General features: G+C 58.1%; 17 protein-coding genes and 1 tRNA gene. 14 read left to right on the forward strand and 4 right to left on the reverse strand.

Annotated elements, in window-relative coordinates; all coding sequences use genetic code 11:
* From AC0V6Q_RS03450 to AC0V6Q_RS03465, 4 genes are all read left to right on the forward strand, one after another.
* Positions 1-819 (forward strand): inositol monophosphatase family protein, encoded by an 819-nt coding sequence (locus tag AC0V6Q_RS03450; protein WP_486167026.1) that lies wholly within the window; start codon positions 1-3, stop codon positions 817-819.
* Between the two features lie 45 nt (positions 820-864).
* Positions 865-950 (forward strand) — tRNA-Leu (locus AC0V6Q_RS03455).
* 157 nt (positions 951-1107) lie between these two features.
* Complete coding sequence (locus AC0V6Q_RS03460) at positions 1108-1893, forward strand: DUF998 domain-containing protein (protein ID WP_486167027.1); 786 nt, start codon at positions 1108-1110, stop codon at positions 1891-1893.
* A gap of 80 nt (positions 1894-1973) precedes the next feature.
* Entirely contained in the window at positions 1974-3773 is a 1800-nt protein-coding gene (locus AC0V6Q_RS03465; protein ID WP_486167028.1) for an SLC13 family permease, read from the forward strand.
* A 319-nt stretch (positions 3774-4092) separates the two neighbouring features.
* On the opposite strand, the gene AC0V6Q_RS03470 is transcribed toward AC0V6Q_RS03465, so the two are convergent.
* A complete protein-coding gene (locus AC0V6Q_RS03470) occupies positions 4093-4272 on the reverse strand; it encodes a hypothetical protein (protein ID WP_298333358.1) in 180 nt (59 codons plus the stop codon).
* Positions 4273-4401: 129 nt separating this feature from the next.
* Entirely contained in the window at positions 4402-6000 is a 1599-nt protein-coding gene (locus AC0V6Q_RS03475; protein ID WP_486167029.1) for an isocitrate lyase, read from the reverse strand.
* A gap of 152 nt (positions 6001-6152) precedes the next feature.
* On the opposite strand from AC0V6Q_RS03475, the gene AC0V6Q_RS03480 reads away from it, so the two are divergent.
* From AC0V6Q_RS03480 to AC0V6Q_RS03505, 6 genes are all read left to right on the forward strand, one after another.
* Complete coding sequence (locus tag AC0V6Q_RS03480) at positions 6153-7487, forward strand: helix-turn-helix domain-containing protein (protein ID WP_486167030.1); 1335 nt, start codon at positions 6153-6155, stop codon at positions 7485-7487.
* 154 nt (positions 7488-7641) lie between these two features.
* Positions 7642-9027: a TIGR03013 family XrtA/PEP-CTERM system glycosyltransferase gene (locus AC0V6Q_RS03485; RefSeq protein WP_486167031.1), complete on the forward strand. Its 1386-nt coding sequence runs from the start codon at positions 7642-7644 to the stop codon at positions 9025-9027.
* Positions 9028-9029: 2 nt separating this feature from the next.
* Positions 9030-11189 (forward strand): XrtA/PEP-CTERM system histidine kinase PrsK, encoded by a 2160-nt coding sequence (gene prsK, locus AC0V6Q_RS03490; RefSeq protein ID WP_486167032.1) that lies wholly within the window; start codon positions 9030-9032, stop codon positions 11187-11189.
* The gene (gene prsR / locus AC0V6Q_RS03495) at positions 11189-12553 is read left to right on the forward strand and encodes a PEP-CTERM-box response regulator transcription factor (protein WP_486167033.1); all 1365 of its coding nucleotides are present in this window, start codon (positions 11189-11191) and stop codon (positions 12551-12553) included. The genes prsK and prsR overlap by 1 nt, the downstream gene beginning before the upstream one ends.
* The gene (locus AC0V6Q_RS03500) at positions 12546-14021 is read left to right on the forward strand and encodes a tetratricopeptide repeat protein (RefSeq protein ID WP_486167034.1); all 1476 of its coding nucleotides are present in this window, start codon (positions 12546-12548) and stop codon (positions 14019-14021) included. Before prsR ends, AC0V6Q_RS03500 begins: the two co-directional genes overlap by 8 nt.
* A gap of 75 nt (positions 14022-14096) precedes the next feature.
* Complete coding sequence (locus tag AC0V6Q_RS03505) at positions 14097-15065, forward strand: bile acid:sodium symporter family protein (protein ID WP_486167035.1); 969 nt, start codon at positions 14097-14099, stop codon at positions 15063-15065.
* On the opposite strand, the gene panB is transcribed toward AC0V6Q_RS03505, so the two are convergent.
* Positions 15055-15927, reverse strand: coding sequence for a 3-methyl-2-oxobutanoate hydroxymethyltransferase (panB, locus tag AC0V6Q_RS03510; protein WP_486167036.1), 873 nt, complete (start codon positions 15925-15927; stop codon positions 15055-15057). The two genes, AC0V6Q_RS03505 and panB, sit on opposite strands and share 11 nt — an antisense overlap.
* Positions 15928-16375: 448 nt before the next feature.
* Here panB and AC0V6Q_RS03515 point away from each other — a divergent pair, with 448 nt between their 5' ends.
* From AC0V6Q_RS03515 to AC0V6Q_RS03530, 4 genes are all read left to right on the forward strand, one after another.
* Positions 16376-17788 (forward strand): sodium-dependent transporter, encoded by a 1413-nt coding sequence (locus AC0V6Q_RS03515; protein ID WP_486167037.1) that lies wholly within the window; start codon positions 16376-16378, stop codon positions 17786-17788.
* Positions 17789-17899: 111 nt separating this feature from the next.
* Positions 17900-18784, forward strand: coding sequence for an ImuA family protein (locus AC0V6Q_RS03520; RefSeq protein WP_486167038.1), 885 nt, complete (start codon positions 17900-17902; stop codon positions 18782-18784).
* The gene (locus AC0V6Q_RS03525) at positions 18726-20360 is read left to right on the forward strand and encodes a Y-family DNA polymerase (RefSeq protein WP_486167039.1); all 1635 of its coding nucleotides are present in this window, start codon (positions 18726-18728) and stop codon (positions 20358-20360) included. The genes AC0V6Q_RS03520 and AC0V6Q_RS03525 overlap by 59 nt, the downstream gene beginning before the upstream one ends.
* 62 nt (positions 20361-20422) lie before the next feature.
* A complete protein-coding gene (locus AC0V6Q_RS03530; protein WP_486167040.1) occupies positions 20423-20758 on the forward strand; it encodes a PilZ domain-containing protein in 336 nt (111 codons plus the stop codon).
* Positions 20759-20896: 138 nt separating this feature from the next.
* Here AC0V6Q_RS03530 and AC0V6Q_RS03535 read toward each other — a convergent pair whose 3' ends face one another.
* Positions 20897-21463 carry a phosphoribosyl-AMP cyclohydrolase gene (locus AC0V6Q_RS03535; protein WP_486167041.1) on the reverse strand — a complete coding sequence of 189 codons (567 nt, stop codon included), beginning with the start codon at positions 21461-21463 and terminating at the stop codon, positions 20897-20899.
* Positions 21464-21579 lie beyond the last annotated feature (116 nt).

A 21579-nucleotide genomic window follows, 5' to 3' on the forward strand; every position in this document is an offset into this window, starting at 1 on the left:
ATGTCGATGTTTTCAGGCCTTATCCGCGTGATGGAGCGCGCCGCTCGCAAAGCGGGCGGGCGTTTGCGCCGCGATTTTGGCGAAGTTGAACACTTGCAGGTGAGCCGCAAGGGCCCTGCGGATTTCGTCTCCAAAGCTGATATGCGTGCAGAGCGCGCGATATATGACGAGCTGCTCCATGCGCGCCCAGACTGGGGCTTTGTGATGGAAGAGGCTGGTGTGATCGAAGGTGCGCCGGACAAACCGCGCTGGATTGTCGATCCCCTCGATGGCACCTCCAACTTCCTCCACGGCATCCCGCATTTCGCGATCAGCATCGCGGTGCAGGAACCGCGCCTTGATGGTAAAGGCTGGGGCGAAGTGACCGCCGGTGTCATCTACAACCCGATCAGCGACCAGACCTATTGGGCAGAAAAAACCCGCGGCGCGTGGCTTCAGGATGCGCGTCTTCGCGTCTCGGCACGCCGCCATTTGTCTGACGCTTTGATCGCCACCGGTATTCCGTTTCAGGGTCACGGCGACTTTGCCGAATGGAGCCGCATTTTCGGCGCCATCGGTCCCGAAGTCGCAGGCATCCGCCGCTTTGGCGCGGCGTCACTTGATCTCGCTTACGTTGCTCAAGGGCGTTTTGACGGCTTTTGGGAAAGCGGACTCAACGATTGGGACACGGCTGCGGGTTGTTTGCTGGTGCGAGAGGCGGGCGGGTTTGTCTCCGACTATCGCGGACGCTCGGAACAGATCCATTCCAAGCAGATTATCGCTGCCAATGATGCGCTGCATTCCAAACTGCACAAAATTCTGGCGGGAAGCTTGCGATAAAGGCCAAGCCTCGCTAACAGCGCGCTTCTGCTAACGCGCAGGTGTGCCCCTGTGGTGGAATTGGTAGACGCGTTCGAACTCAAAATCGAATTCCTAACGGAGTGCCCGTTCGAGTCGGGCCAGGGGCACCACTTCTCTTCAAATTTCCTGTGCTAATCCCCTTGCGTCCCTGCGAGCGTGCGGCTGATGCTACGCGACATTTCGGCTGCCAAGCTGCCAAGGTGTGCGCCTGTCACTTTTCTATTTGCGCACAGTTTGTAAACTCGCGGCCGGAAGTAAGGGGACCCCATGCGATTACAGCCATTTGAAGTGGGCGAGGAGCGCTATCCGCTCGAACAGGGCAACGTCCATGCCCAGAACCCGGCAAAGCGCGCCGGACAAAAGCGGTTGGCCGCCATCATCGGCTATGTCGCGCTCGGCATGCCGATCGTGCTCGCCCTCGGTGGATTGATCCTGAACCTCTTCGACCTTGGTGAGTTCACCGAAAGCCTTAGCGCCTTTTACTATCAGGAGTTTCTCCTCGGAGACATTTTTGTCGGCTGCCTCGTGTTTCTGGGCGTGGCCATGTTCGCCTATCAAGGGTGGCACTCCAAGATCGCAACGCTCGCCAGTTTTTGTGGGGTGTGCATGTTCCTTGTTGCGTTTTTTCCTGCCGATGGCTGGATTATGCTGGAAGAGGTCAAGCCGGACGCCTTTGAGGGCAAAACAATCTTCGAAACCGTCAGCGACCAGATCCATCTCTGGGCCTCGGTCATCGTGTTCCTGATCCTTGCCTGGTTTTGCTTCTTCGTCTTCACCCGCGTCACGCCAGAGCAAGTGGGCCCGGACGGAGAGCTGATTGCGACCAAGCGCCGCCGCAACCGGCTTTACCGCGTGTCAGGCACCATTATCCTTGTCTCCTTGGGAGCCACGGGGCTTGCCTTTGAGCTTGGTGAGGAAGTGGTGCGGCAATACCGGTTGATCTATGTGGGCGAGACGATTTGCCTGCTCACATATGGCGTATCATGGATGGTGCATGGGCGGGTGTTTGCGCCGCTTCTGGACCCCCGCGATATCGAGGATGCTAAAGCCTAATTCAGGACGGATCGCAGTCTAGCGCGAAAACACTTGCCATGGCGTCCACAAATTGAGACATCGTAGAGCTCAAACTGACCATGATCGAAGCCCCCTCCTATCACGCAATGGCCGCAATGGCCGTCACGGTCTTGATGTTTATCGAGTTCGTGCGTGGGCGTCTGTCGATCGAGATCGTTTCGCTTCTGACGATCGCCGTCATTGCGGTCGGGCTGTATTTCTATCCGCTCCCCGATACGCGGCCCATTGACGGCCTTGCGCTCGCCTTTGGCGGGTTTGGTCACTACGCGCTTATCACCATTTGCGCGCTTATGATCATGGGCAGGGGGCTGGTCGTGACCGGCGCGCTGGAGCCTGCGGCGCGCATTCTGGAGCAATTGTTCAAATTCAACCTGCAACTGGGCCTGCTCATATCGCTAGTGATTGCGCTGGTGCTTTCGATGTTCGTCAACAACACGCCTGTGCTGGTGTTGATGATCCCGATCTTTGCAGCGCTCGCAGCCAAAGGCGCATTGCCCACGTCAAAGACGCTGATGCCACTCAACGCTGCCAGCCTTATTGGCGGGCTTGCGACAACCGTTGGCACCTCCACCAATATTCTCGTGGTCTCCATCGCGGTGGACCTTGGCATGCGCGAGATTGGCGTGTTCGACTTCACGCCGATTGTGTTGGGAGCCGCGCTTATCGCGATCCCGTACATGTGGCTTGTCATGCCGCGCCTACTCAAAGACAACAGCGTCGAGGCGGCGGCAGGTGCGCGCATGTTCCACACCAGGCTTCGCGTTGGTTCGCAGTCGATGCTGACCGGCAAAGAGCTGTCCGAGATCGAGGATAAGCTTCCAGGCGGCATCACCTTCCACGGCAAGCTGACAGGCCCGTTCCTACCGCAACAGCGCGTCCACATCTCGGGCACGCACGAGGCATTGGAAGACGCAACGCGCGAGCTTCGCGGAGAATTGGCGCCAAGCTGGGTGCTTGACCGGATCAAGCGTACAGCCTCTGCCAAAGGGCTCGATCAGATGGTTGTCGAGATGACCGTCACAGCGGATTCGCGCCTGATCACGCGGACATTACCTTCATCGGGCATTGCGGACCTTTACGGCGTTGCGGTTCTGGGCATCCACCGGCCAGAGCGGCTGATGGGAGAGCGCGACAAATTTTCCGACGGTGGCGATTTGCGCATCATGGAAGGCGATGTGCTGCTGGTTATGGGGATTGAACCCGACCTTCAGGAATTCGCCCGCGCAGACAGCCTGCTGATGCTCGAAGGCGGGCGCGAACTGCCTCGCCGCTCCAAAGCGCTGCTTTCCACTGCGATCATGGGCTTTTCGGTTCTGATGGCCGCGTTTGGCATCCTCCCCATCGCGATCAGCGCGCTTGCGGGCGCGATTTTGATGTTTGTGACAGGCTGTGTGAAATTTGACCGGGTGGGAAGGGCGCTTTCGGGCCAGGTCATTGTGCTTGTTGCCGCCTCCATCACCATAGGCCGGTTTATCGACGAAAGCGGCGCTGCGGCGTGGCTGGGCGAGGGTTTGTCTCTGGGCCTTGTGTATCTGCCGCCTGCGCTGGTTCTGGCGGCGATTATGGCCTTTGTGACCGTGCTCACCAACTTCGCCTCGAACGCAACCGCTGCGACCGTGGGAACGCCGATTGCGTTTAGCATCGCAGCTACCCTCGACCTGCCCGCAGAGCCGCTGGTGCTGGCCGTGCTGTTTGGCTGCAATTTGTGTTACGCGACGCCGATTGCGTATCAGACCAACATGCTGATTATGGCAGAGGGCAAATACGAGTTTGCCGACTATATCCGGACGGGTGTGCCATTGGTGGTGATTATGGTGATGGCGCTCTCGGTGCTGCTGGTGATGAGCTACGGGCTTTAGGACCTGACGCAACCGAAAGCTTGGGTTTTCCTACATCAGACCATTCTGCGATGCTCTGCTCATGTTCTTCGCACAGCCAATACTTCAATCGATTCAGGCGATCACCAGGCGAATGATTGATCGATTGATTTTTTGGCCCTGGACAGTGTGTCAAGTGTGTCAAAACTGCCCGATTAAGACGCAAAGACAGTGTCTTACGGATTTGAGCCAGAAGTTAACGGCCCCCAAACAGTTACGGCCACCAAGCAGGGTGAAAACCCCGCTTGGCGGCCGTGTTCTCCTCCCCAGGAGAATTGGGTGATGGAAAGCGTCTTACGCTTTAGCTTGGCACATATGTGCCCAAGCGGTGGTGCAGGGCGTTGATCTTCGCCAGCTCCTCGCGGTCTTCGGTTCCGCGTGCATGGCTCTCGAGCGCGCGGCGCAGGAGCTTCATGTCAGCGGTCGAAAGAAGCGCGCGTGCGCGTGAAGGTTCTGTTTTCGGAGTATCGGTGTCGCTCATCGGTTCTCTCTTTTATGGTCCCTTTTGGGCCGAATGATGAGTTAAGCTAATGACGGGTTGGTTCGGTTCCCGCAAGGCCAGTCTTTCGATGACCTTGCGGGTCCCCTCTCCAGCTCGTTGGCTGTTCAATTACGCGGCAGCGAACTGGTTCATCGTGTTGTCTTTGCCGCCCGCTTTAAGGGCTGCTTCACCGGCGAAGTACTCCTTGTGGTCATCGCCAATGTCAGAGCCAGCCATATTCTGGTGCTTAACGCAGGCAATACCCTGACGGATTTCTTCGCGCTGGACGTTCTTGACGTAGCCGAGCATGGCCTGCTCACCGAAGTACTCCTTGGCGAGGTTGTCCGTGCTCAGAGCCGCGGTGTGATAGGTCGGCAGCGTGATGAGGTGGTGGAAGATGCCGGCGCGCTTCGCTGCGTCAGACTGGAAGGTACGGATCTTCTCATCGGCTTCGATAGCGAGGTCAGTCGCGTCGTAGTCGATGCTCATCAGACGGTCGCGGTCATAGGCGGAGACGTCTTTGCCTGCTTCTGCCCACGCATCATACACTTGCTGGCGGAAGTTAAGAGTCCAGTTGAACGAAGGAGAGTTGTTGTAAACCAGCTTCGCATTCGGAACGACTTCGCGAACACGGTCAACCATGCCGGCGATCTGCTCTACGTGGGGCTTCTCGGTCTCGATCCACAGGAGATCAGCGCCGTTTTGAAGCGAGGTGATGCAATCAAGAACGCAGCGATCTTCGCCGGTGCCAGCGCGGAAGCTGTAGAGGTTCGACGGAAGACGCTTTGGCGCAAGGAGCTTGCCATCGCGGCTGATGAAGACCTGGCCGTTGGTGATGTCAGCGGGGTCTACTTCATCGCAGTCGAGGAAGGCGTTGTACTGGTCGCCAAGGTCGCCTGGCTCCTTCGAGTAAGCGATCTGCTTGGTGAGGCCAGCGCCGAGGGAGTCGGTGCGGGCAACGATCACGCCGTCTTCAACGCCCATCTCAAGGAAGGCATGGCGACAAGCACGGATCTTCTGGAGGAAGTCTTCGTGAGGAACGGTGACCTTGCCGTCCTGGTGACCGCACTGCTTTTCGTCCGACACCTGGTTCTCGATCTGGAGAGCACACGCGCCCGCTTCGATCATCTTCTTGGCGAGGAGGTAGGTGGCTTCCGCGTTACCAAAGCCAGCGTCGATGTCGGCAATGATCGGAACAACGTGTGTTTCGTAATTGTCGATGTCGTTCTGAAGCTGCTTGGCTTTCACCTCGTCACCCGCTTCGCGAGCCGCGTCGAGTTCGCGGAACATGCCGCCAAGCTCGCGGGCGTCGGCTTGTTTGAGGAAGGTGTAGAGCTCTTCGATGAGAGCTGGAACAGATGTCTTCTCGTGCATCGATTGGTCGGGAAGGGGGCCAAACTCGCTGCGAAGGGCGGCCACCATCCAGCCGGAAAGGTAGAGGTAACGCTGTTTCGTTGTGCCGAAGTGCTTCTTGATCGAGATCATCTTCTGCTGAGCGATAAACCCGTGCCAGCAACCCAGCGATTGCGTGTAGTGGCTGGTGTCGTTGTCATAGGCTTCCATGTCGGCGCGCATGATTTTTGCGGTGTACTTTGCAATGTCGAGACCGGTCGGAAAGCGGTTCTGGATCGCCATGCGAGCGGTCGCTTCGGGGTCGATCGCGCCCCAGCTTGGGCCGTTGGCTGCGATAGTGTTGCCCATCTTGGCGATAGTGTCTTGGTAGCTCATGGGGAGAGGTCCTTGGTCGTTGAGAGGTGTTATGCGCATTCCTTGCCATGGTGCGGCGCAGCACAACAGGAAAAGTTACAGACTTTATTGTCTCTATGGACCGAATTTTGGTAATTCTTGTGTAACCATGTAAATATATTTACAAAGACCTTATGACCGACTCCTCACTCCTCGCCGGACCATCCCTTCGCCGTCTTCGCAAGCGCGAAGGGCTCACCCAGGCCACTATGGCCGCGTCACTTGGCATCTCGCCAAGCTATCTCAACCTCATCGAACGCAACCAGCGCCCGCTTTCTGCGCGGGTTCTGGTTCAGGTCATCGAGCGGTTCGACTTCGACCCGCGCGATCTTCGTGAGGATGAGGCAATCGGCGGGATCGATGGCCTTGCACGGCGCATGGCGGACAAGCGCTTTGCCGACCTCAATATCGACCGCGAGGAATTGCAGGAGTTCCTCTCTGCCGCCCCGCAAGCAGCCGCTGCATTCGCGCGGCTCTATGACAATTCGGATGAACGCGAAGGTGGGGGCGAGGACCCGGTGGATGAGGTGCGCCGCGCGATAGAGCGCTGGCAAAACCACTTTGCCGACCTTGATCAATCGGCAGAGGCGCTGGCAGACGAGCTTCGCTTGTCGCGCGGCGATATCAGTGCAGGACTGATCGAGCGGCTGCGCGAAAAGCACCGGCTTTCGGTTCGCGTCCTTCCCGCAGAGGTCGTGCCGGGCCTTGTCCACCGGCTAGACCTGCATGCGCGCCAGTTGCAATTGTCCGAGATGCTTGGCGGGGCGGCGCGTCGTTTCCAGATCGCCCGCCAGATCGCCAGCCTTGAACAACGTGAGGCAATTGAACTGGTTGTAGAGGGGAGCAACCTCTCCTCAACAGAAGCGCGAGAGAGGTTCCGCGAGCATGTGACCGACTATGTCGCCTCGGCTTTGCTGATGCCTTATGGCCGGTTCCTCAGGGCTTGCGAGCAGACCGGCTATGATCTGCCGATCCTGTCGCGCCGGTTTGCGGTAAGCTTCGACCAGTTGGCCCAGCGCTTGACAACGCTCCAACGCCTCGGCGAGCGGGGCTTACCCTTCTTCACGGCGTGGTTCGGCAGAACCGGCCGCATGGTCCATTTCAGCGCAGGCGCAAGCGGTGGGCTCTATCCGCTTGACGGGGCCAGATGGCCCGCCTGGGCGCCCTATGCTTCGTTTGAGAGCCGGGGCACGATGCACACGCAAGCGGTGACTTTTGGCGAAGGGGAAGCGGCGCCCAAACACTGGTTCACTATCGCGCGAACAATCGAGGTTGACGGAGCCGCCTGTTCCGCACGCCGGTCCATCGTCCTTGGGCTAGAGGCGCGATTTGCAGGTGAGCTTGCGCAGGCACGCGGGGTGTCGCTTGACCCCGAGGATGCGGTGCCACTGGGAACGGGGTGTCCGCGATGTGGCCGCTTGGAATGCCTTACCCCTGCGCCTGCACGCCTCGCTCTGCAACAGGGATAGGGCCTGAACCGGGCACACCCTTATCGCGGCGTTAACCGCTGACTGCCCCGTATTTGGGGGGCTTGGAAAGGCACTGTAAAGTTTACCGACACTTAAACTCTAGGGCGTAGAGGGGAGATCCAAGAGATTCTCCGGCCTAAGGCTTTACGCTGCAATGATCCGTTTGTTTAAGCACTATATCCCCCATGCCGTGCTGCTTCTCGGCTTGCTCGATTTTGCGCTTTTGGTGATGGCCAGCGAGACCGCATGGCTGCTTAGGGCCAATCAGATCGGCATGGATCCGGGGCCTATCGAAGGGCGCTGGGTACCCCTTTTGGGTTCGGCAAGCGTCGTCTGGCTCGCGATGATTGCTGTCGGCGTTTACGGACCATACGCGTTGAGATCGCTGCGTTTTGCCAGCGCACGCCTGCTTGTTGCGATCAGTCTGGGTATCATTGCCCTTGCGACAATCGACTGGATTTTGCCGGGCGAGACTTTCTGGCGCTCCACCCTTCTTTACGCGATGGGCCTATCGATATTGGTGCTGATCGTGGACCGCTTGCTGCTTAACAGCTTTCTTGGTTCCTCTGCTTTTCGCAGGCGGGTCATGGTGCTTGGTGCTGGCGACCGCGCACAACGTTTGCGCGAGCTTGGCGACCGGCCGGAATCCGGCTTTGCGATCGTTTCCTACATCTCCATGGGCGAAGCGGACCGCGTGGTTGAAGAGGCCATTGCCCGTGATGCAATCCATGATCTGGGCCGGTTTGTTGAAAACCTCGGCGTGAGCGAGGTGGTGCTCGCCCTGCAGGAGCGCCGCAATTCCTTGCCGCTGAACGATTTGTTGCGGATCAAGACCAAGGGCGTTCACGTCAATGATTTTTCCAGTTTTCTGGAGCGTGAAACGGGCCGGGTTGATCTTGATACGGTCAATCCCAGCTGGCTGATCTTCTCTGACGGATTTTCAAGCAGCCGGATACTTTCAAGCGCGGTGAAACGTGTATTTGACATTGTCGCAAGCCTCGCTTTGTTGCTGCTGACATTCCCGGTCATCGGTGTGTTTGCACTCATCGTGAAATTGGACAGCAAGGGCCCCGCCTTCTTCAGGCAAAAGCGGGTCGGTTTGTATGGCGAACCGTTCTACCTGGTGAAGCTGCGTTCAATGCGGGTTGATGCGGAAAAGGACGGCGCCAAATGGGCCGCCGAGAATGACGACCGGATTACCCGTGTGGGACGCTTCATTCGCAAGGTGCGGATCGATGAACTTCCGCAAACCTGGAGCGTTCTGAAAGGCGAGATGAGCTTTGTCGGCCCGCGCCCCGAGGTGCCAACTTTCGTCGATGATCTCCAGGAAGAGATACCCTTTTATCAAGAGCGGCACATGGTCAAACCGGGCATCACCGGTTGGGCGCAGATCAATTACCCCTACGGCGCATCGACCGAAGACAGCCGCAAGAAGCTCGAATACGATCTGTATTACGCGAAGAACTATACGCCCTTCCTCGACTTTGTGATCCTGTTGCAAACGGTCCGCGTTGTGCTGTGGCCGGAAGGGGCCCGGTAATCGTGCCTGTCTACACCGACCTTACCGAAATGATTGCGCTGATCTGTTATTTGATCGGCGGGATTGCTGCGGCGGGCGCTGGCGTCTGGATTGCGCGGGCAGGGGACGACAATCGCCCTGACCGCGAAGCGGCGCTCATGGCTCTTGGGGCAACGGTCATCTGGTGCAGCCTGTCGATCGCAGCAGAACCGGGCTCAATCCTGATCGCTATTGCCGAAACAGCGCGCAACCTCGCGCTTTTGGCCGTGATCTTTCAGCTGTTCGCCGCAGACGGGCGCGACGAAAGCCTCAAACCGACAAGGCCCGTGATTGTCACTTTGGTCCTGGTCCAGCTTTTCCAACTGCTGGTGATCCTGATCGAAACCCAAGCGAGGGATTTCCCGCAAGTGATGCAGCTTGCGAGCGAGATCGAGGGGCTTTTCAGCATGATGATCGCCATTGGTGCGCTTGTCCTGCTGCACAACCTTTACGCCGGTGCGGCAACGGCATCGCGCCGGATCATTATGTGGAGCGGTATCGGGCTTGGCGCATTCTTCGCCTACGATCTCAACCTTCACACGCTTGCCTATCTTGGAGAAACGAACCCGGTTGTGCTGGGATCGCTCCATGGCATCGTCGCCGGTGTTATGGCAATTATGATGGCTGTGGGCGCCAATTCGAGCAGCGCAGGGCTGGAGTTCCGCCCATCGCGCGCGGTCACGTTCCAAACGCTCTCTTTGCTTGTCATTGGCTCCTATTTGATCGTGATGGTCCTTGTGACCCGCAGCCTTGCATTGCTTGGCGGTGATGTGGGTAGAGCCAGCCAAATTGCGTTTCTGGTCTTCGCAATTGCGGCAGCCATCATCTGGCTCCCGTCACAGCGTATCCGCCGGTCATTGCGCGTTATGGTGGCGAAGCACTTTTTCCAGCACCGCTATGACTACCGTGAGGAATGGTTGCGTTTCACGCGCACAATTGGCCATGCATCCAGTTCGGGCAGCAGCTTTAAAGAACGCGCGGTCAAAGCGATTGCAGACGTCACGGAAAGCCCGGCAGGCCTTCTGCTGATGCCGAATGAAGAAGCGCAGCTTGAGCTCAACGCGCGGTGGAATTGGGCGACATTCGACGTGCCGGCCCTGGCAAGCGACTTCAATTTGCCGAGCATTCTTGAACAGCACAATCACATCCTTGCACTGGATGAGACGCGCGCCGGTATCGAATATTTCGGCGAGCTTGAACATATTCCAAGCTGGCTCAGCGAGGCGGAAGATGCCTGGGCGCTGGTGCCTCTTCTCCACTTCGACCGCCTTGTCGGTGTCATCGTTCTTGCCCGTCCGCAGATCGAGCGAAAGCTCGATTGGGAGGACTTTGATCTCTTGCGCGTCGTCGGGCACCAATTGGCAAGTTATCTGGCTGAGCAAGCGGGTCAGCAAGCTTTGATGGATGCAAGCCGGTTTGACGAATTCAACCGGCGTATGGCTTTCGTCATGCACGACATAAAGAACATCGCGAGCCAGCTGTCTCTGCTGTCGCGCAACGCGCAAAAGCATGCCGACAATCCGGATTTCAGGGCCGATATGCTGGTCACATTACGCAATTCATCGGACAAGTTGAACGCGCTTCTTGATCGGCTTGGCCGGTATGGATCGGGGCACACGCAAACAGCGCATGAGTTTGATCTGGCCGATCTTGCCGCCAAGGTTTGTGAGCGGTTCAAGGGCGTGCACCCTGTCTCGCTTGCCCGATCGGAACGGGTCACGGTTCTTGCCAATTCGGAAGCGGCCGAACAGGCGATCATCCATCTGGTCCAGAATGCGGTTGATGCCAGTGAAGCGGGTGAGCCGGTCACGATCAATACGCTTAGAGATGGGCCGTCGGGAATGCTCGAGGTCGTCGATGCGGGGACCGGTATGTCCCCTGAATTCCTGCGCACCGGCCTGTTCAAACCGTTTGTCTCATCCAAGCAGGGTGGCTTTGGCATCGGCGCGTTCGAAGCGCGCGAAATGATAAAGGCGATGGGCGGACGACTGACAGTTGAATCGCGCGAGAACATCGGCACACGGTTCTGCGTAAGTCTTCCCGTGCCCGAAGCGGTGCGCATGGTCGATGCAAGGATCGGCTCAGGCGCGCCCGCCAGCAAAATCACCGAACATACATCTCCAGAAAACGAAGAGGCCGCCTGATGGCTGATAAGAAACCCGTATTGCTCGTCATTGAGGACGATGAAGGCCTGCAGGCTCAGCTGAAATGGGCCTATGAAGACTTTGAAGTTGTGATCGCAGGCGACCGCGACAGCGCGATCGCCGCTTTGCGCAGTGAGATGCCCGCAGTTGTGACGCTCGACCTTGGGCTTCCGCCTGACCCTGACGGTACAACCGAAGGGTTTGCTGTGCTCGATGCGATTATGGCATTGAAGCCTGACACCAAAGTAATCGTGGCCAGCGGCCATGTCGCCCGTGAAAGCGCGCTACAGGCGATTGAGCGCGGGGCGTATGATTTCTATCAGAAACCGGTCGATATCGAGCAGCTTGGCCTGATCGTTCGCCGCGCGTTCAACCTTCACAATATCGAACAAGAGAACCGCCGCCTTGTCGCCAATGCGAGCGAAGACAAGACGGTGCTGGGCCGTTTGATCACCGGTGCGCCCGAAATGGTGAAGGTCGCCCGCACGATTGAACGTGTGGCATCGACCAATGTGTCCGTCATGCTTCTGGGCGCGAGCGGTACGGGTAAGGAATTGTTGGCCCAAGGCTTGCACGATGCAAGCAATCGGAGCGACAAACCCTTTGTTGCTATCAATTGCGCAGCTATCCCGGAAAACCTTCTGGAAAGCGAACTTTTCGGTCACGAAAAGGGCGCGTTTACTGGCGCTGTCAAAACGACCGAAGGCAAGATCGAAAGCGCCAATGGCGGTACGCTTTTCCTTGACGAGGTGGGCGATATTCCCCTGCCGCTTCAGGTGAAGCTGCTTCGTTTCCTGCAAGAACGCACGATTGAACGCATCGGTGGCCGAAAGACTATCGAGGTCGACACGCGCATCGTTTGCGCAACGCACCAGAACCTTGAAGGCATGATTGCGCAAGGGACTTTCCGCGAAGACCTGTTCTACCGCCTTGCAGAGATTGTGGTGCGCATTCCCGGCCTTGCAGAGCGGCACGGCGACGGGATCCTCCTTGCCAAAGCCTTTCTCAAACGGTTCGCAAAAGAGATGAACCCGGCGGTCACAGGCTTTGCTCCCGATGCGCTCAAAGCCATCGACGGGCATGATTGGCCGGGCAATGTTCGCGAGCTTGAAAACCGGGTGAAGCGCGCTGTCATTATGGCCGATGGCAAATTAGTCGGCGCAGGTGATCTCGATTTTGATGGCGATGATGAAGAGGACGAAGAGGTCCTGAACCTCAAATCCGCGCGCGAACAATCGGATCGCCGGGTTATCCGCCATGCGCTTGCCCGCAGTGAAGGCAATATCTCGAGCACGGCAAAGCTCCTCGGGATCAGCCGTCCAACCCTTTATGACCTGCTCAAGCAGTATGATCTCCATGTCTAAGCGCGCCCACATTATCTCGTTGCTGGCTTTGTTCAGCGTGGTGAGCGCCGGGTGCTCTGGTGAAACGCCACCGGTCGAAGCTGTGCAAATCAGCGGAAGCGAGGATTTCCTTGCCGTGGTAGAGGATGCTCGTCGATATGTACGTCAGGGCGATCTGGCGGCTGCCGGAAAGGCGTATGATGAGGCGCGCGAGATTGAGCCGGAAAACCCCGGATTGTGGGTCGACATTGCGCGGCTTCGCTTCCTCGGGGGTGAGAACCTCACTGCTATCGAAGCGGCGGATTATGCGCTTGAGTTGCAACCGAACTATGGACCTGCGCTTCTTTTGAGAGCGCAGATGGTGCGCGATGCCAATGGCATGGAAGAAGCCTTGCCGTGGTTCGAAGCAGCCAATTCAGCGGACCCTGCAAACCCAGAAGTGCTCGGCGAATATGCCGCCACACTGGGGGACCTTGGCCTTTATCGCGATATGCTGGCTGCGGTGCGCGATCTCACCGAATTTTCTCCAGACAATGAACAAGCTCTCTATCTTCAAGCGGTGCTTGCTGCGCGCGCGGACAATCCGGCGGTGGCGGCAAGGTTGCTAGAACGTAGTCGCTATCTTCAAAATGACGTGCCAGCGGCCAGAATGCTCGATGCGATCATCAATTTGCAGCAAGGCAATTACGACACTGCGGCGAACACGCTTGAGCTCCTTGCTGACGAGCAGCCTGCGAATATGCGCGTGATAGAGCTTCTGGTTAAAGCCTGGTGGCTCGGGGGCCGTGATGATCTGATTGCGCAGCGTTTTGGTGAAACAGCCAAACGGCCCGATGCCTCCTCATATCTCGTGATGCTGGTTGGCCGCGCGTTGGAGCGGTCGGGTGATCGTGTGGCGGCAATTCCTTTCATTGAGAGAGCCAATGCGCTTGGCAATGGTTCGAGCTTCGTCCTGACCAGTGAAGGCGATCTACCTGCGCCAACACGCCGTCTGCGCGGCCTTCTCGCCGCCGGTAATCTAAGCGAAGCACGCTCCGCTGCCGCAGGCGTGGTTCGCCAATTTCCGCAGTCCGGCGATGCCTATTCGCTCGCGGGCGATGTCGCGCTTGCAAACGGCCGGCCATTGGCCGCAATCGAAGCGTATCGAACATCAGCCAAAGTCCGCCGTTCCTGGCCGCTAACGCGCAAGCTTGTCGCTGCAATGCTTGAAGCGGGCGAGGGTGATGCTGCAAAAGCGCTCCTTTCAAGATATATCCAAGGTGACCCGCAAAACCTTGATGCTTTGATGGTGTTGGCACGGGTGAGCGCACAAGAGTCCGATTGGCTTCGCGTTGCCGTGCTGCTCGATACTGCGATTGCACAAGGGGCCGGGAGCGATCCGACCGCTTTGGTCTTAAGGGCAAAGGCAGCGCGCGAGCTTGGCAATGAGGAAGACGCGGCACAAGCCGATGCAATGTTCGCAGATCTTGTGATCAAACCCTTCCTGTAGATAGCAGCCGCCCCGAGCCGCCTCGAGCAGTGCCGTCTCGACAATCTGGTGATGAGCGGGCAGGGGCTTTGGCCAATGTTGTCCCGCTTCTCCATTCTTGCCGATCCGATGATCGTGGTCCTGCTTACCGCGACGCTTTTGGCGATTATTGTGCCAGCAGCGGGCGATGCACGCGGCGTCGCTCAGACCATCTCCAACATCGCGATTTTTCTCCTTTTCCTAGTGAACGGAATGCGCATTGCGCGCGGCGAAATTGGCAAGGGGCTGGCGAACTGGCGGTTTTTCTTGCCGCTTTTCGCGTGGGTCTTTGGCGTGATGCCGCTTATCGGCTTTGGCCTGTCGAGCGCTGCTTCAAATTTCCTTCCGCCGTTAGTGGCCCTTGGCTTCCTGTTCCTTGGCGCGCTGCCATCTACGATCCAGTCCGCTACCTCATACACCAGCCTCGCGGGTGGCAATGTAGCGCTGTCCGTCGTTGGCGCAGCGCTAATCAACATCGCCGGTGTGTTCATTACCGCACCGCTGTTTGCGCTTCTTGCGGGCAGTGAGGCAGCAGATATTGGCACCGAGACTATTCTTCGCATCGGCGTCATCCTGATCCTGCCCTTTATGATCGGCCAAGCGGTGCAGGGGTGGACGATTGACTGGCTAAAAGAGCGCAAGAGTGATGTCGCATGGCTCGACAGAGTCGTGATCGGCATCGCGGTTTATGTCGCTTTCTCAGGCGCGGTTGAGCAAGGGCTGGGTCAGATGTTCACTCTCCTTGGCTGGGTGGCCCTTATTGGTCTCATCATAGTCTACCTTATCGCGGCCTCAGGGGGCGCTTGGCTCACAGGCGGCCTGCTCAACATCACCCGAGAAGACCGGATCGCTTTTCTTTTCGCCGGCGCGCAAAAGAGCGTTGCTATCGGCGCGCCATTGGCCGCTATTTTGTTTGCGCCCGATGTCGCAGGCTTCGTGATCGCGCCGCTGCTCCTTTATCACCTGCTTCAGCTGATAATCGCAGCGCCACTCGCCAACATGCTCGCCAAAGAACCTACTTCTTAGGCTGGTACGTCTGTTCTGCCGTGGGGAAGGTTCGCTCGCGCACTTCCTCGGCATAGTGCGCCACCGTCTTCTCGATAACGCTGGCGATATCTTCGTATTTCTTCACAAAGCGCGGAACCCGCTCAAACATGCCGAGCATGTCTTCGGTCACGAGCACCTGTCCATCGCACTGAGCCGAAGCGCCAATACCGATGGTGGGACAAGACACGGCCTTGGTCGCCTTGATCGCAATGGGTTCAAGCACCCCTTCGAGCACGATCCCGAATGCGCCTGCCTGGTCGAGCGCAATCGCATCGTTCACAATCTTCTCTGCCTCTGCATCAGAACGCCCGCGCGCCATATATCCGCCAAGCACATTCACCGCCTGCGGGGTAAGGCCAACGTGACCCATGACAGGGATGCCGCGTTGATTGAGGAATTCGACGGTTTCGGCCATGGCCTCGCCGCCTTCAAGTTTTACCGCAGCCGCGCCCGTTTGTTTAAGCAGGTAAGCCGCGCTCTCAAACGCTTGTTCTTTGGACGCCTCGTAAGAACCAAACGGCATATCGACGATCACGACCGAGTGATAACTCCCGCGCACAACAGCCGCACCGTGATTGGCCATCATCTCCAATGTCACAGGGACAGTAGACGGCAGGCCGTAAATCACTTGCGCAAGGCTATCCCCCACCAGCAGCAGATCGCAATGCGCATCCAGAAGCTGCGCCTGACGCGCCGTGTATGCGGTCAGCATCACGAGCGGTTCTTGCGTCACACCATCTACTTTGCGCGCCCTGATCTTGGGCACGGTCAGCCGCTTCATTGGCTGAGGGGTGGGATTGGCTCGGCTGGTGCTCGTATCGAGCTGGAATGTTGTGGACATGGGGACTTCTTTAAAAGGGGACTTGGCAAAACGCAAAGCACTTGGAAACGGGCAAAATTGTGGTCAGCCATGGCGCGGCGGGGTGGGACTGCCCGATCCGCCTATTAGACACCACTGTCTCATAGGATGGTCACTGCTTTCCTACTTTATTCATAAATTCAGTACCTTGCTTGTTAACCCTATGAGACACTTTTGCGCTAGGAATTTGGCTATCTCCTGAAATTGCACGATGGCACAGCCAGTTTGACGAGGGATACTGATGTAGGAAAGCGCTCCCTCAAAGCGCGTGTCTGCTTGGAACTGGGTGTTAAAGGGCGGTTCAAGGCGGGCATCATACACGAAAACCGGCAAAGTGGCCCTTGGCCTCGCGTGCGAAACATTGCACAAAGGCCCGCATAAATGAGGGATAGCGCCAATAAAGGGCGCGCATAAAAGGAACTACCATAAGATGGCAGCAGCAGGTTCGGGCGCAAGAGCCGGTCACGAGAACTGGTCATCGCGCAGCGCGTTTATTCTTGCAGCCGTCGGATCAGCCGTCGGCCTTGGCAATATGTGGCGCTTTCCGGCTGAAGCGGGCGAAAATGGAGGAGGGGCCTTTGTCCTGTTCTACATTTTCTGCGTTTTGCTGATCGGCTTGCCGGTTCTTTTGTCAGAGGTCCTTATCGGCCGTCACGGTCAGGCCAACGCGCCTGAAAGTGTGCGCCGGGTGGCGCGCGATTCCAAAGCTTCCGAAGGGTGGAGCGTGCTCGCCTCGATGGGCGTTTTCGCAGCCTTCCTGATCCTCAGCTTTTACTGCGTCGTGGGCGGCTGGGTTGTTTATTACATCGGTGTGTTCGCCAGTGACCTGTTCCAGACCGGCCTGACCGGCGGGGCGTTTCAGGGGCGTGATCCGGAAGAGATCAAGGCGTTGATGCCGGGTCTGTTTGCTGATGGCACTTTGATGGCCGGGCTCAATCTTGGATTTCTTGGCGTCACCATGTTCTTTGTAGCGCGCGGCGTATCAAGCGGCATTGAATGGGTGGCGGTGTATTTGATGCCGCTGTTCTTCGTCCTTTTCCTTGCGATCACGATTTATGGCGCGTTCACCGGTAATTTTGCTGAGGCGGTCGCTTATCTGTTCACTTTCGACTTCTCGAAGTTGACGGGCGAAGTGATGCTGGCAGCGGTTGGTCAGGCCTTCTTCTCACTCTCATTGGGTGTGGCAGGCATGATGACATATGGCGCATATGCCAATCGTGACACCAATCTGGGTGAAACCTCCGGCATTATTGCAGGCGCGGATACAGCGGTTGCGCTGCTTGCTGGCTTGGCCATTTTTCCGATTGTATTTGCAGCAGGCCTTTCGACCAATGCAGGTCCAGGATTGATGTTTGAATCCCTTCCGATCGCATTCCAACAGATGCCATTTGGCTCAGCTATCGGTCTTGCGTTCTTCGTGATGATCTTCTTCGCAGCGCTTACAAGCTCGGTCTCTCTGCTCGAGGCTCCAACCGCTTATGTCTTCGAAAAGTTCAAGCTGGCGCGGCCTGTGGCGACTATCATTGTTGGTGCGGGCGCTGCGGTGCTGGGGATTTTGTCTGCGCTGTCGTTTAACGATCTGGCAGAGTTTTATCCGCTCGGTTTCATCCCGCTGTTTGCAGAGACCAATTTCTTCGACACGCTCGACGGGGTGACGGCTAAGCTGTTTATGCCCATCGGTGCGATTTTGACCTGTATCTTTGTCGGTTGGATCGCCGATGCGCGGCTGATCGACAAAGAGAACGGCCTTGATGGCGCTTTGCATAAGCTGTGGCGGGCGTTGGTGCGCTTTGTGTGCCCGATTGTTCTCGCCGTGATCCTGTTTGTGGGTCTGACCAGCTAGGGTCAGGTCCCTAGGGAAAAATAGGGAGGAGCGCGGGACTTGCGCTCCTCTGTTTTTTGTGGAACATAATAGGAACAAAGTGACTCTCTATGAGTCTCTTTCCATGTTCCTATGACCAAATCCGATCCTCTTTCCTGGCCTGAAGCGCCGCCCCTTGCGCACCTCTCGGGTGTGGATGTCGCCGCTCTGTCAAAACAGCGTGAGGCGCGCTGGCGTCCGGGGCTTACCGATCAACCGCTGCACAGCGAGATTTTTGCAAGCGCTCGTGATGCAAGCGGGGCGGGGCTCGCACTGGCTCTGGCGCGCGATGGCTTAAGCGTTTGCGAGGGGGGTCGGGAACAAGGTGCGCTGGCCGAAGCAGAGGACCGGCGGCAGATTTTGTGGGTGCAGGATAAACGCGCGGTCGAATTGAACGGGCGACCTTACATCCATGGCCTTCCCGAAGAATGGCGCGAACGGGTGATCTGTGTCGAGGCGGGCAGGCCCGAAGATGCTCTGTTTGCGCTGGAAGAGGGGCTGAAATGCCGGGACTTGGCCTGCGTGATCGGAGAGATCGCCGGAAATCCGCGCGCGCTCGATTTTACAGCGTCGCGCAGGCTTAGTCTGGCAGCAGAAAAGCATGGCGTGGCCTTGTGGCTGGTGCGGCTTGAGGCGCAGAGCGATTTGTCTTCGGCAAGGATGCGTTGGCGCGCGCGCCCTGCGGTTTCATCTGAGCCGAGATGGAATGCGAAGGGGCCAGGTGTGCCCACTTGGCAAGCGGAGCTTTTCCGGGCGCGCTCCCATGCGCCGGGGGAGTGGAAGCTGTCCTCCAACAGTGGGCGATTGTGCCTTTCCAAATCGCCCAAGCCACCCGCCAAAGAAACTGAACGCCCCCTAGAGCACACTCCAGATGTCCCTTTCAAATCCTCCAGAAAATCCCGGCATAAACCGGCGCATAATGGCAATCTGGTGCGCGCAACTTTCGGTCGATCGATGGCGGCTGTCTCAAGGGGATAGGGCGCGCGAGGCTGAGTTTGCGGGGGCTAGGGCGCAAGGGGATAAAGGCGAGAGTGAGGGGGAAGAAGAGCTTCCCACCGCTCTCATCACCGAAACCGCCCATGGTCCGCGCATTGATGCGGTGAATGCGGCGGGGCATGCGGCGGGCGCTCGCACAGGACAGATGCTGGCGGATGCACGCGCGCTTTACCCGGGGCTCAAGACCGCGCCGTCTGACCCTGCGGGCGACCTTGCCTTCCTCGAAAAACTTGCCCTTTGGGCCCAGCGTTGGGGACCGTGGAGCGCGCTTGACCCGCCCGATGGTGTGATCGTCGATGTGACGGCGGTCGCGCATTTGTTCGGCGGGGAGGGAAGGCTTCTGGCGGATGTAAGCCAAGCCTTTGCGAAGCGGCATCTGGCTGTGCGTGCGGCAATCGCTCCTACCGCAGGCGCTGCCTGGGCATTGGCACATTTCGGACCGCGACTTGATCGTGGGGGCAGCATCCTTGCACCTTCCAGCGAAGAGGCGATGATGCGCCAGCTTGCCGACCTTCCTTCAGCAGCGCTCAGGCTCGACACCGACGTTCTTACCGTCCTTCGCCGCCTTGGTCTGAAGCGCCTTGGCGACCTTGCCGATATCACGCGGGGGGCGGTCAATCGGACAGAGGCGGCTGCGCGTGACGCGCTCCACCGCCGGTTCCGGGGCCGTAAATCGCCATCGGCCAACCCGCTCATCCGGCTCGACCAATTGCTCGGCCGCGTGCCCGAACCGCTGCTTCCTGTGGTCCCGCAGCATATGCCTCTGGTTCAGCGCCGCTTGATGGAGCCCTTGCGCCACCGCTCGCTGCTTGACCAGGTGCTGGAGGATTTGGCGCAGGATATGGCGCGCGAGCTGGAGGCGAAAGGTGAGGGCGCGCGGCGGCTTGAACTGGGTATGTGGCGGGTTGATGGAGAGGTGATTGTGCGCCGGTTGGAACTGGCCGCTGCCACCCGCGATCCTGCGCACATCACAAGGTTGTTTGCCGAAAAGCTCGAAGGGATCGAGGCGGGTTTCGGGATAGAGACGGTGCGTTTGCGGGTCAGCTGGGCAGAGCCTTTTTCCGCCTCCCAAAGCGATGTCGAGGAAGCCGCGGCCCGTCATGGCACTTCGCTGTCTGCGTGTATCGACCGGTTGAGTGTGCGCCTTGGCCCTAATGCGGTGCGCCGCCCGGTTGCCCATGCCAGCCACCTGCCTGAACGCAGCCACATCTGGCAGCCTGCGCTTGCGCCAGTTTGTGCTCCTTCTACGCTCATAATTCCCCGCAAACGCCCGCTGAAACTGCTCGATCGCGCAGAGAAAATCGCGGTGCTTTACGCCTCACCCGATGGCTATCCGCAACGTTTCAGATGGCGCTCACGCGTGCACGAAGTCGCCCGCGTTGAAGGGCCGGAACGCATTGCGCCTGAGTGGTGGCGCGAGCGATCTTCCACACGCCTGCGCGATTATTACCGTATCGAGGACGAGCAGGGCGCGCGCTATTGGATATACCGTTCAGGGATCGCCGGTGATGGCCGTGGCGGCACTCCGGATTGGTTCCTCCACGGCATTGATGTGTAAAGGGATGTCAATCATGAAGGCATGGTTATCCTTTGTTTACGTATTTCTGCGATGATCCGCTTATGGCTACTCAACAAGCAAATCGCGGATCTGATCGACGCCACATCCAACTTATGGTGAAGGGCCGTGTGCAATCGCGCGCGATCTTTGCCGATATGCTGGATATCTCCGAAGGTGGCTGCAAGCTCAAAGCAAGCTCTGGCTTTGCCAGCGTAGGTGACCGTGTCACCATTCGCCTGAACGGTATCAATGCCCCGTTGGGCAAGGTCGTGTGGGTAGACGGCAAATTTGCCGGGGTCGCCTTTGAAAGCAACATGCACATCGCGGTCCTGGATCACCTTTGCAAAAGCATCGAGAACGCAAGTTTCTACGAACAGCAGCGCATGCACCGCGTCTAGGCGCCCCTACAGACTCGGCGCGTCGGCGGTCCGGAATCACATCTGCAAAACGCACGAAAAAGGGGCCGGGAGGAACATCCGGCCCCTTTCGTTTGCAGCTGTTAAAGCTGCACCTCTCCTCGCGGATCGGGTTGTCTTTTAGCTTGCGCTGAAAGGCAGCGAGCTGTGGTGAAGCACGATATCAAGCTCACCGTCTTCGCCGCGTTCATAAGCGAATGAATACTCAACCTTGGTTTCGCTGCCGTCCGTGCCGGTGAAGAAGTAGTTGCCCATCGCAACCGCCATATCGCCGCTTTCGGAAATGACGGTGCCGTTATTCTCCCAGCGCACATCGGTGTAAGGCGCAATCGCAAAACCGCCATCTTCAGTGCCTTCCTTGCCGACAAAGTAGCTCAGAGCTTCTTCGGCCGTTTCACGGAATTGATCTTCTGCAGCCAGGGTCGGCTTGAACAGGATGGTTTCTGCACCGTAAGCGTAATGGGTCGCGATGTGCTCTGATGCACGCGCGCTGTAATCGCCTTCTTCGGTGAAGGTTTTGCCGATAGCGACGATGCCTTCGCCCCAGGCTTTCTGAGCCGCTTCAACTTCAGCTGCGGTGATCGGGTTCGCGCTCTCGGTCGCAGCGGTTGCCGCATCGTCGCCGCCACATGCAGCAAGTGCAAGTGAACCTGCGCCAATGAAACCAATGTAAGCAATCTTCTTCATTATATTCTCCTTGGGCCCTCATTGCCCGTCTCGAAATCTTGAGTGCTGTCTATTGCAACATTCCGGGCTGCGAAATTCCCCGGCAAGCTTAGACCGGTGGGAGTAGGCTGGATGGC

Source organism: Erythrobacter sp. S227 (assembly GCF_057364925.1).

What these genes read in the sequence shown, in the direction of transcription:
- AC0V6Q_RS03450 (WP_486167026.1), top strand. Translation starts at nt 1, where the DNA reads ATGTCGATGTTTTCAGGCCTTATCCGCGTGATGGAGCGCGCCGCTCGC.
- AC0V6Q_RS03460 (WP_486167027.1), top strand. Translation starts at nt 1,108, where the DNA reads ATGCGATTACAGCCATTTGAAGTGGGCGAGGAGCGCTATCCGCTCGAA.
- AC0V6Q_RS03465 (WP_486167028.1), top strand. Translation starts at nt 1,974, where the DNA reads ATGATCGAAGCCCCCTCCTATCACGCAATGGCCGCAATGGCCGTCACG.
- AC0V6Q_RS03470 (WP_298333358.1), bottom strand. Translation starts at nt 4,272, where the DNA reads ATGAGCGACACCGATACTCCGAAAACAGAACCTTCACGCGCACGCGCG.
- AC0V6Q_RS03475 (WP_486167029.1), bottom strand. Translation starts at nt 6,000, where the DNA reads ATGAGCTACCAAGACACTATCGCCAAGATGGGCAACACTATCGCAGCC.
- AC0V6Q_RS03480 (WP_486167030.1), top strand. Translation starts at nt 6,153, where the DNA reads ATGACCGACTCCTCACTCCTCGCCGGACCATCCCTTCGCCGTCTTCGC.
- AC0V6Q_RS03485 (WP_486167031.1), top strand. Translation starts at nt 7,642, where the DNA reads ATGATCCGTTTGTTTAAGCACTATATCCCCCATGCCGTGCTGCTTCTC.
- prsR (WP_486167033.1), top strand. Translation starts at nt 11,189, where the DNA reads ATGGCTGATAAGAAACCCGTATTGCTCGTCATTGAGGACGATGAAGGC.
- AC0V6Q_RS03500 (WP_486167034.1), top strand. Translation starts at nt 12,546, where the DNA reads ATGTCTAAGCGCGCCCACATTATCTCGTTGCTGGCTTTGTTCAGCGTG.
- AC0V6Q_RS03505 (WP_486167035.1), top strand. Translation starts at nt 14,097, where the DNA reads ATGTTGTCCCGCTTCTCCATTCTTGCCGATCCGATGATCGTGGTCCTG.
- panB (WP_486167036.1), bottom strand. Translation starts at nt 15,927, where the DNA reads ATGTCCACAACATTCCAGCTCGATACGAGCACCAGCCGAGCCAATCCC.
- AC0V6Q_RS03515 (WP_486167037.1), top strand. Translation starts at nt 16,376, where the DNA reads ATGGCAGCAGCAGGTTCGGGCGCAAGAGCCGGTCACGAGAACTGGTCA.
- AC0V6Q_RS03520 (WP_486167038.1), top strand. Translation starts at nt 17,900, where the DNA reads ATGACCAAATCCGATCCTCTTTCCTGGCCTGAAGCGCCGCCCCTTGCG.
- AC0V6Q_RS03525 (WP_486167039.1), top strand. Translation starts at nt 18,726, where the DNA reads ATGGCAATCTGGTGCGCGCAACTTTCGGTCGATCGATGGCGGCTGTCT.
- AC0V6Q_RS03530 (WP_486167040.1), top strand. Translation starts at nt 20,423, where the DNA reads ATGGCTACTCAACAAGCAAATCGCGGATCTGATCGACGCCACATCCAA.
- AC0V6Q_RS03535 (WP_486167041.1), bottom strand. Translation starts at nt 21,463, where the DNA reads ATGAAGAAGATTGCTTACATTGGTTTCATTGGCGCAGGTTCACTTGCA.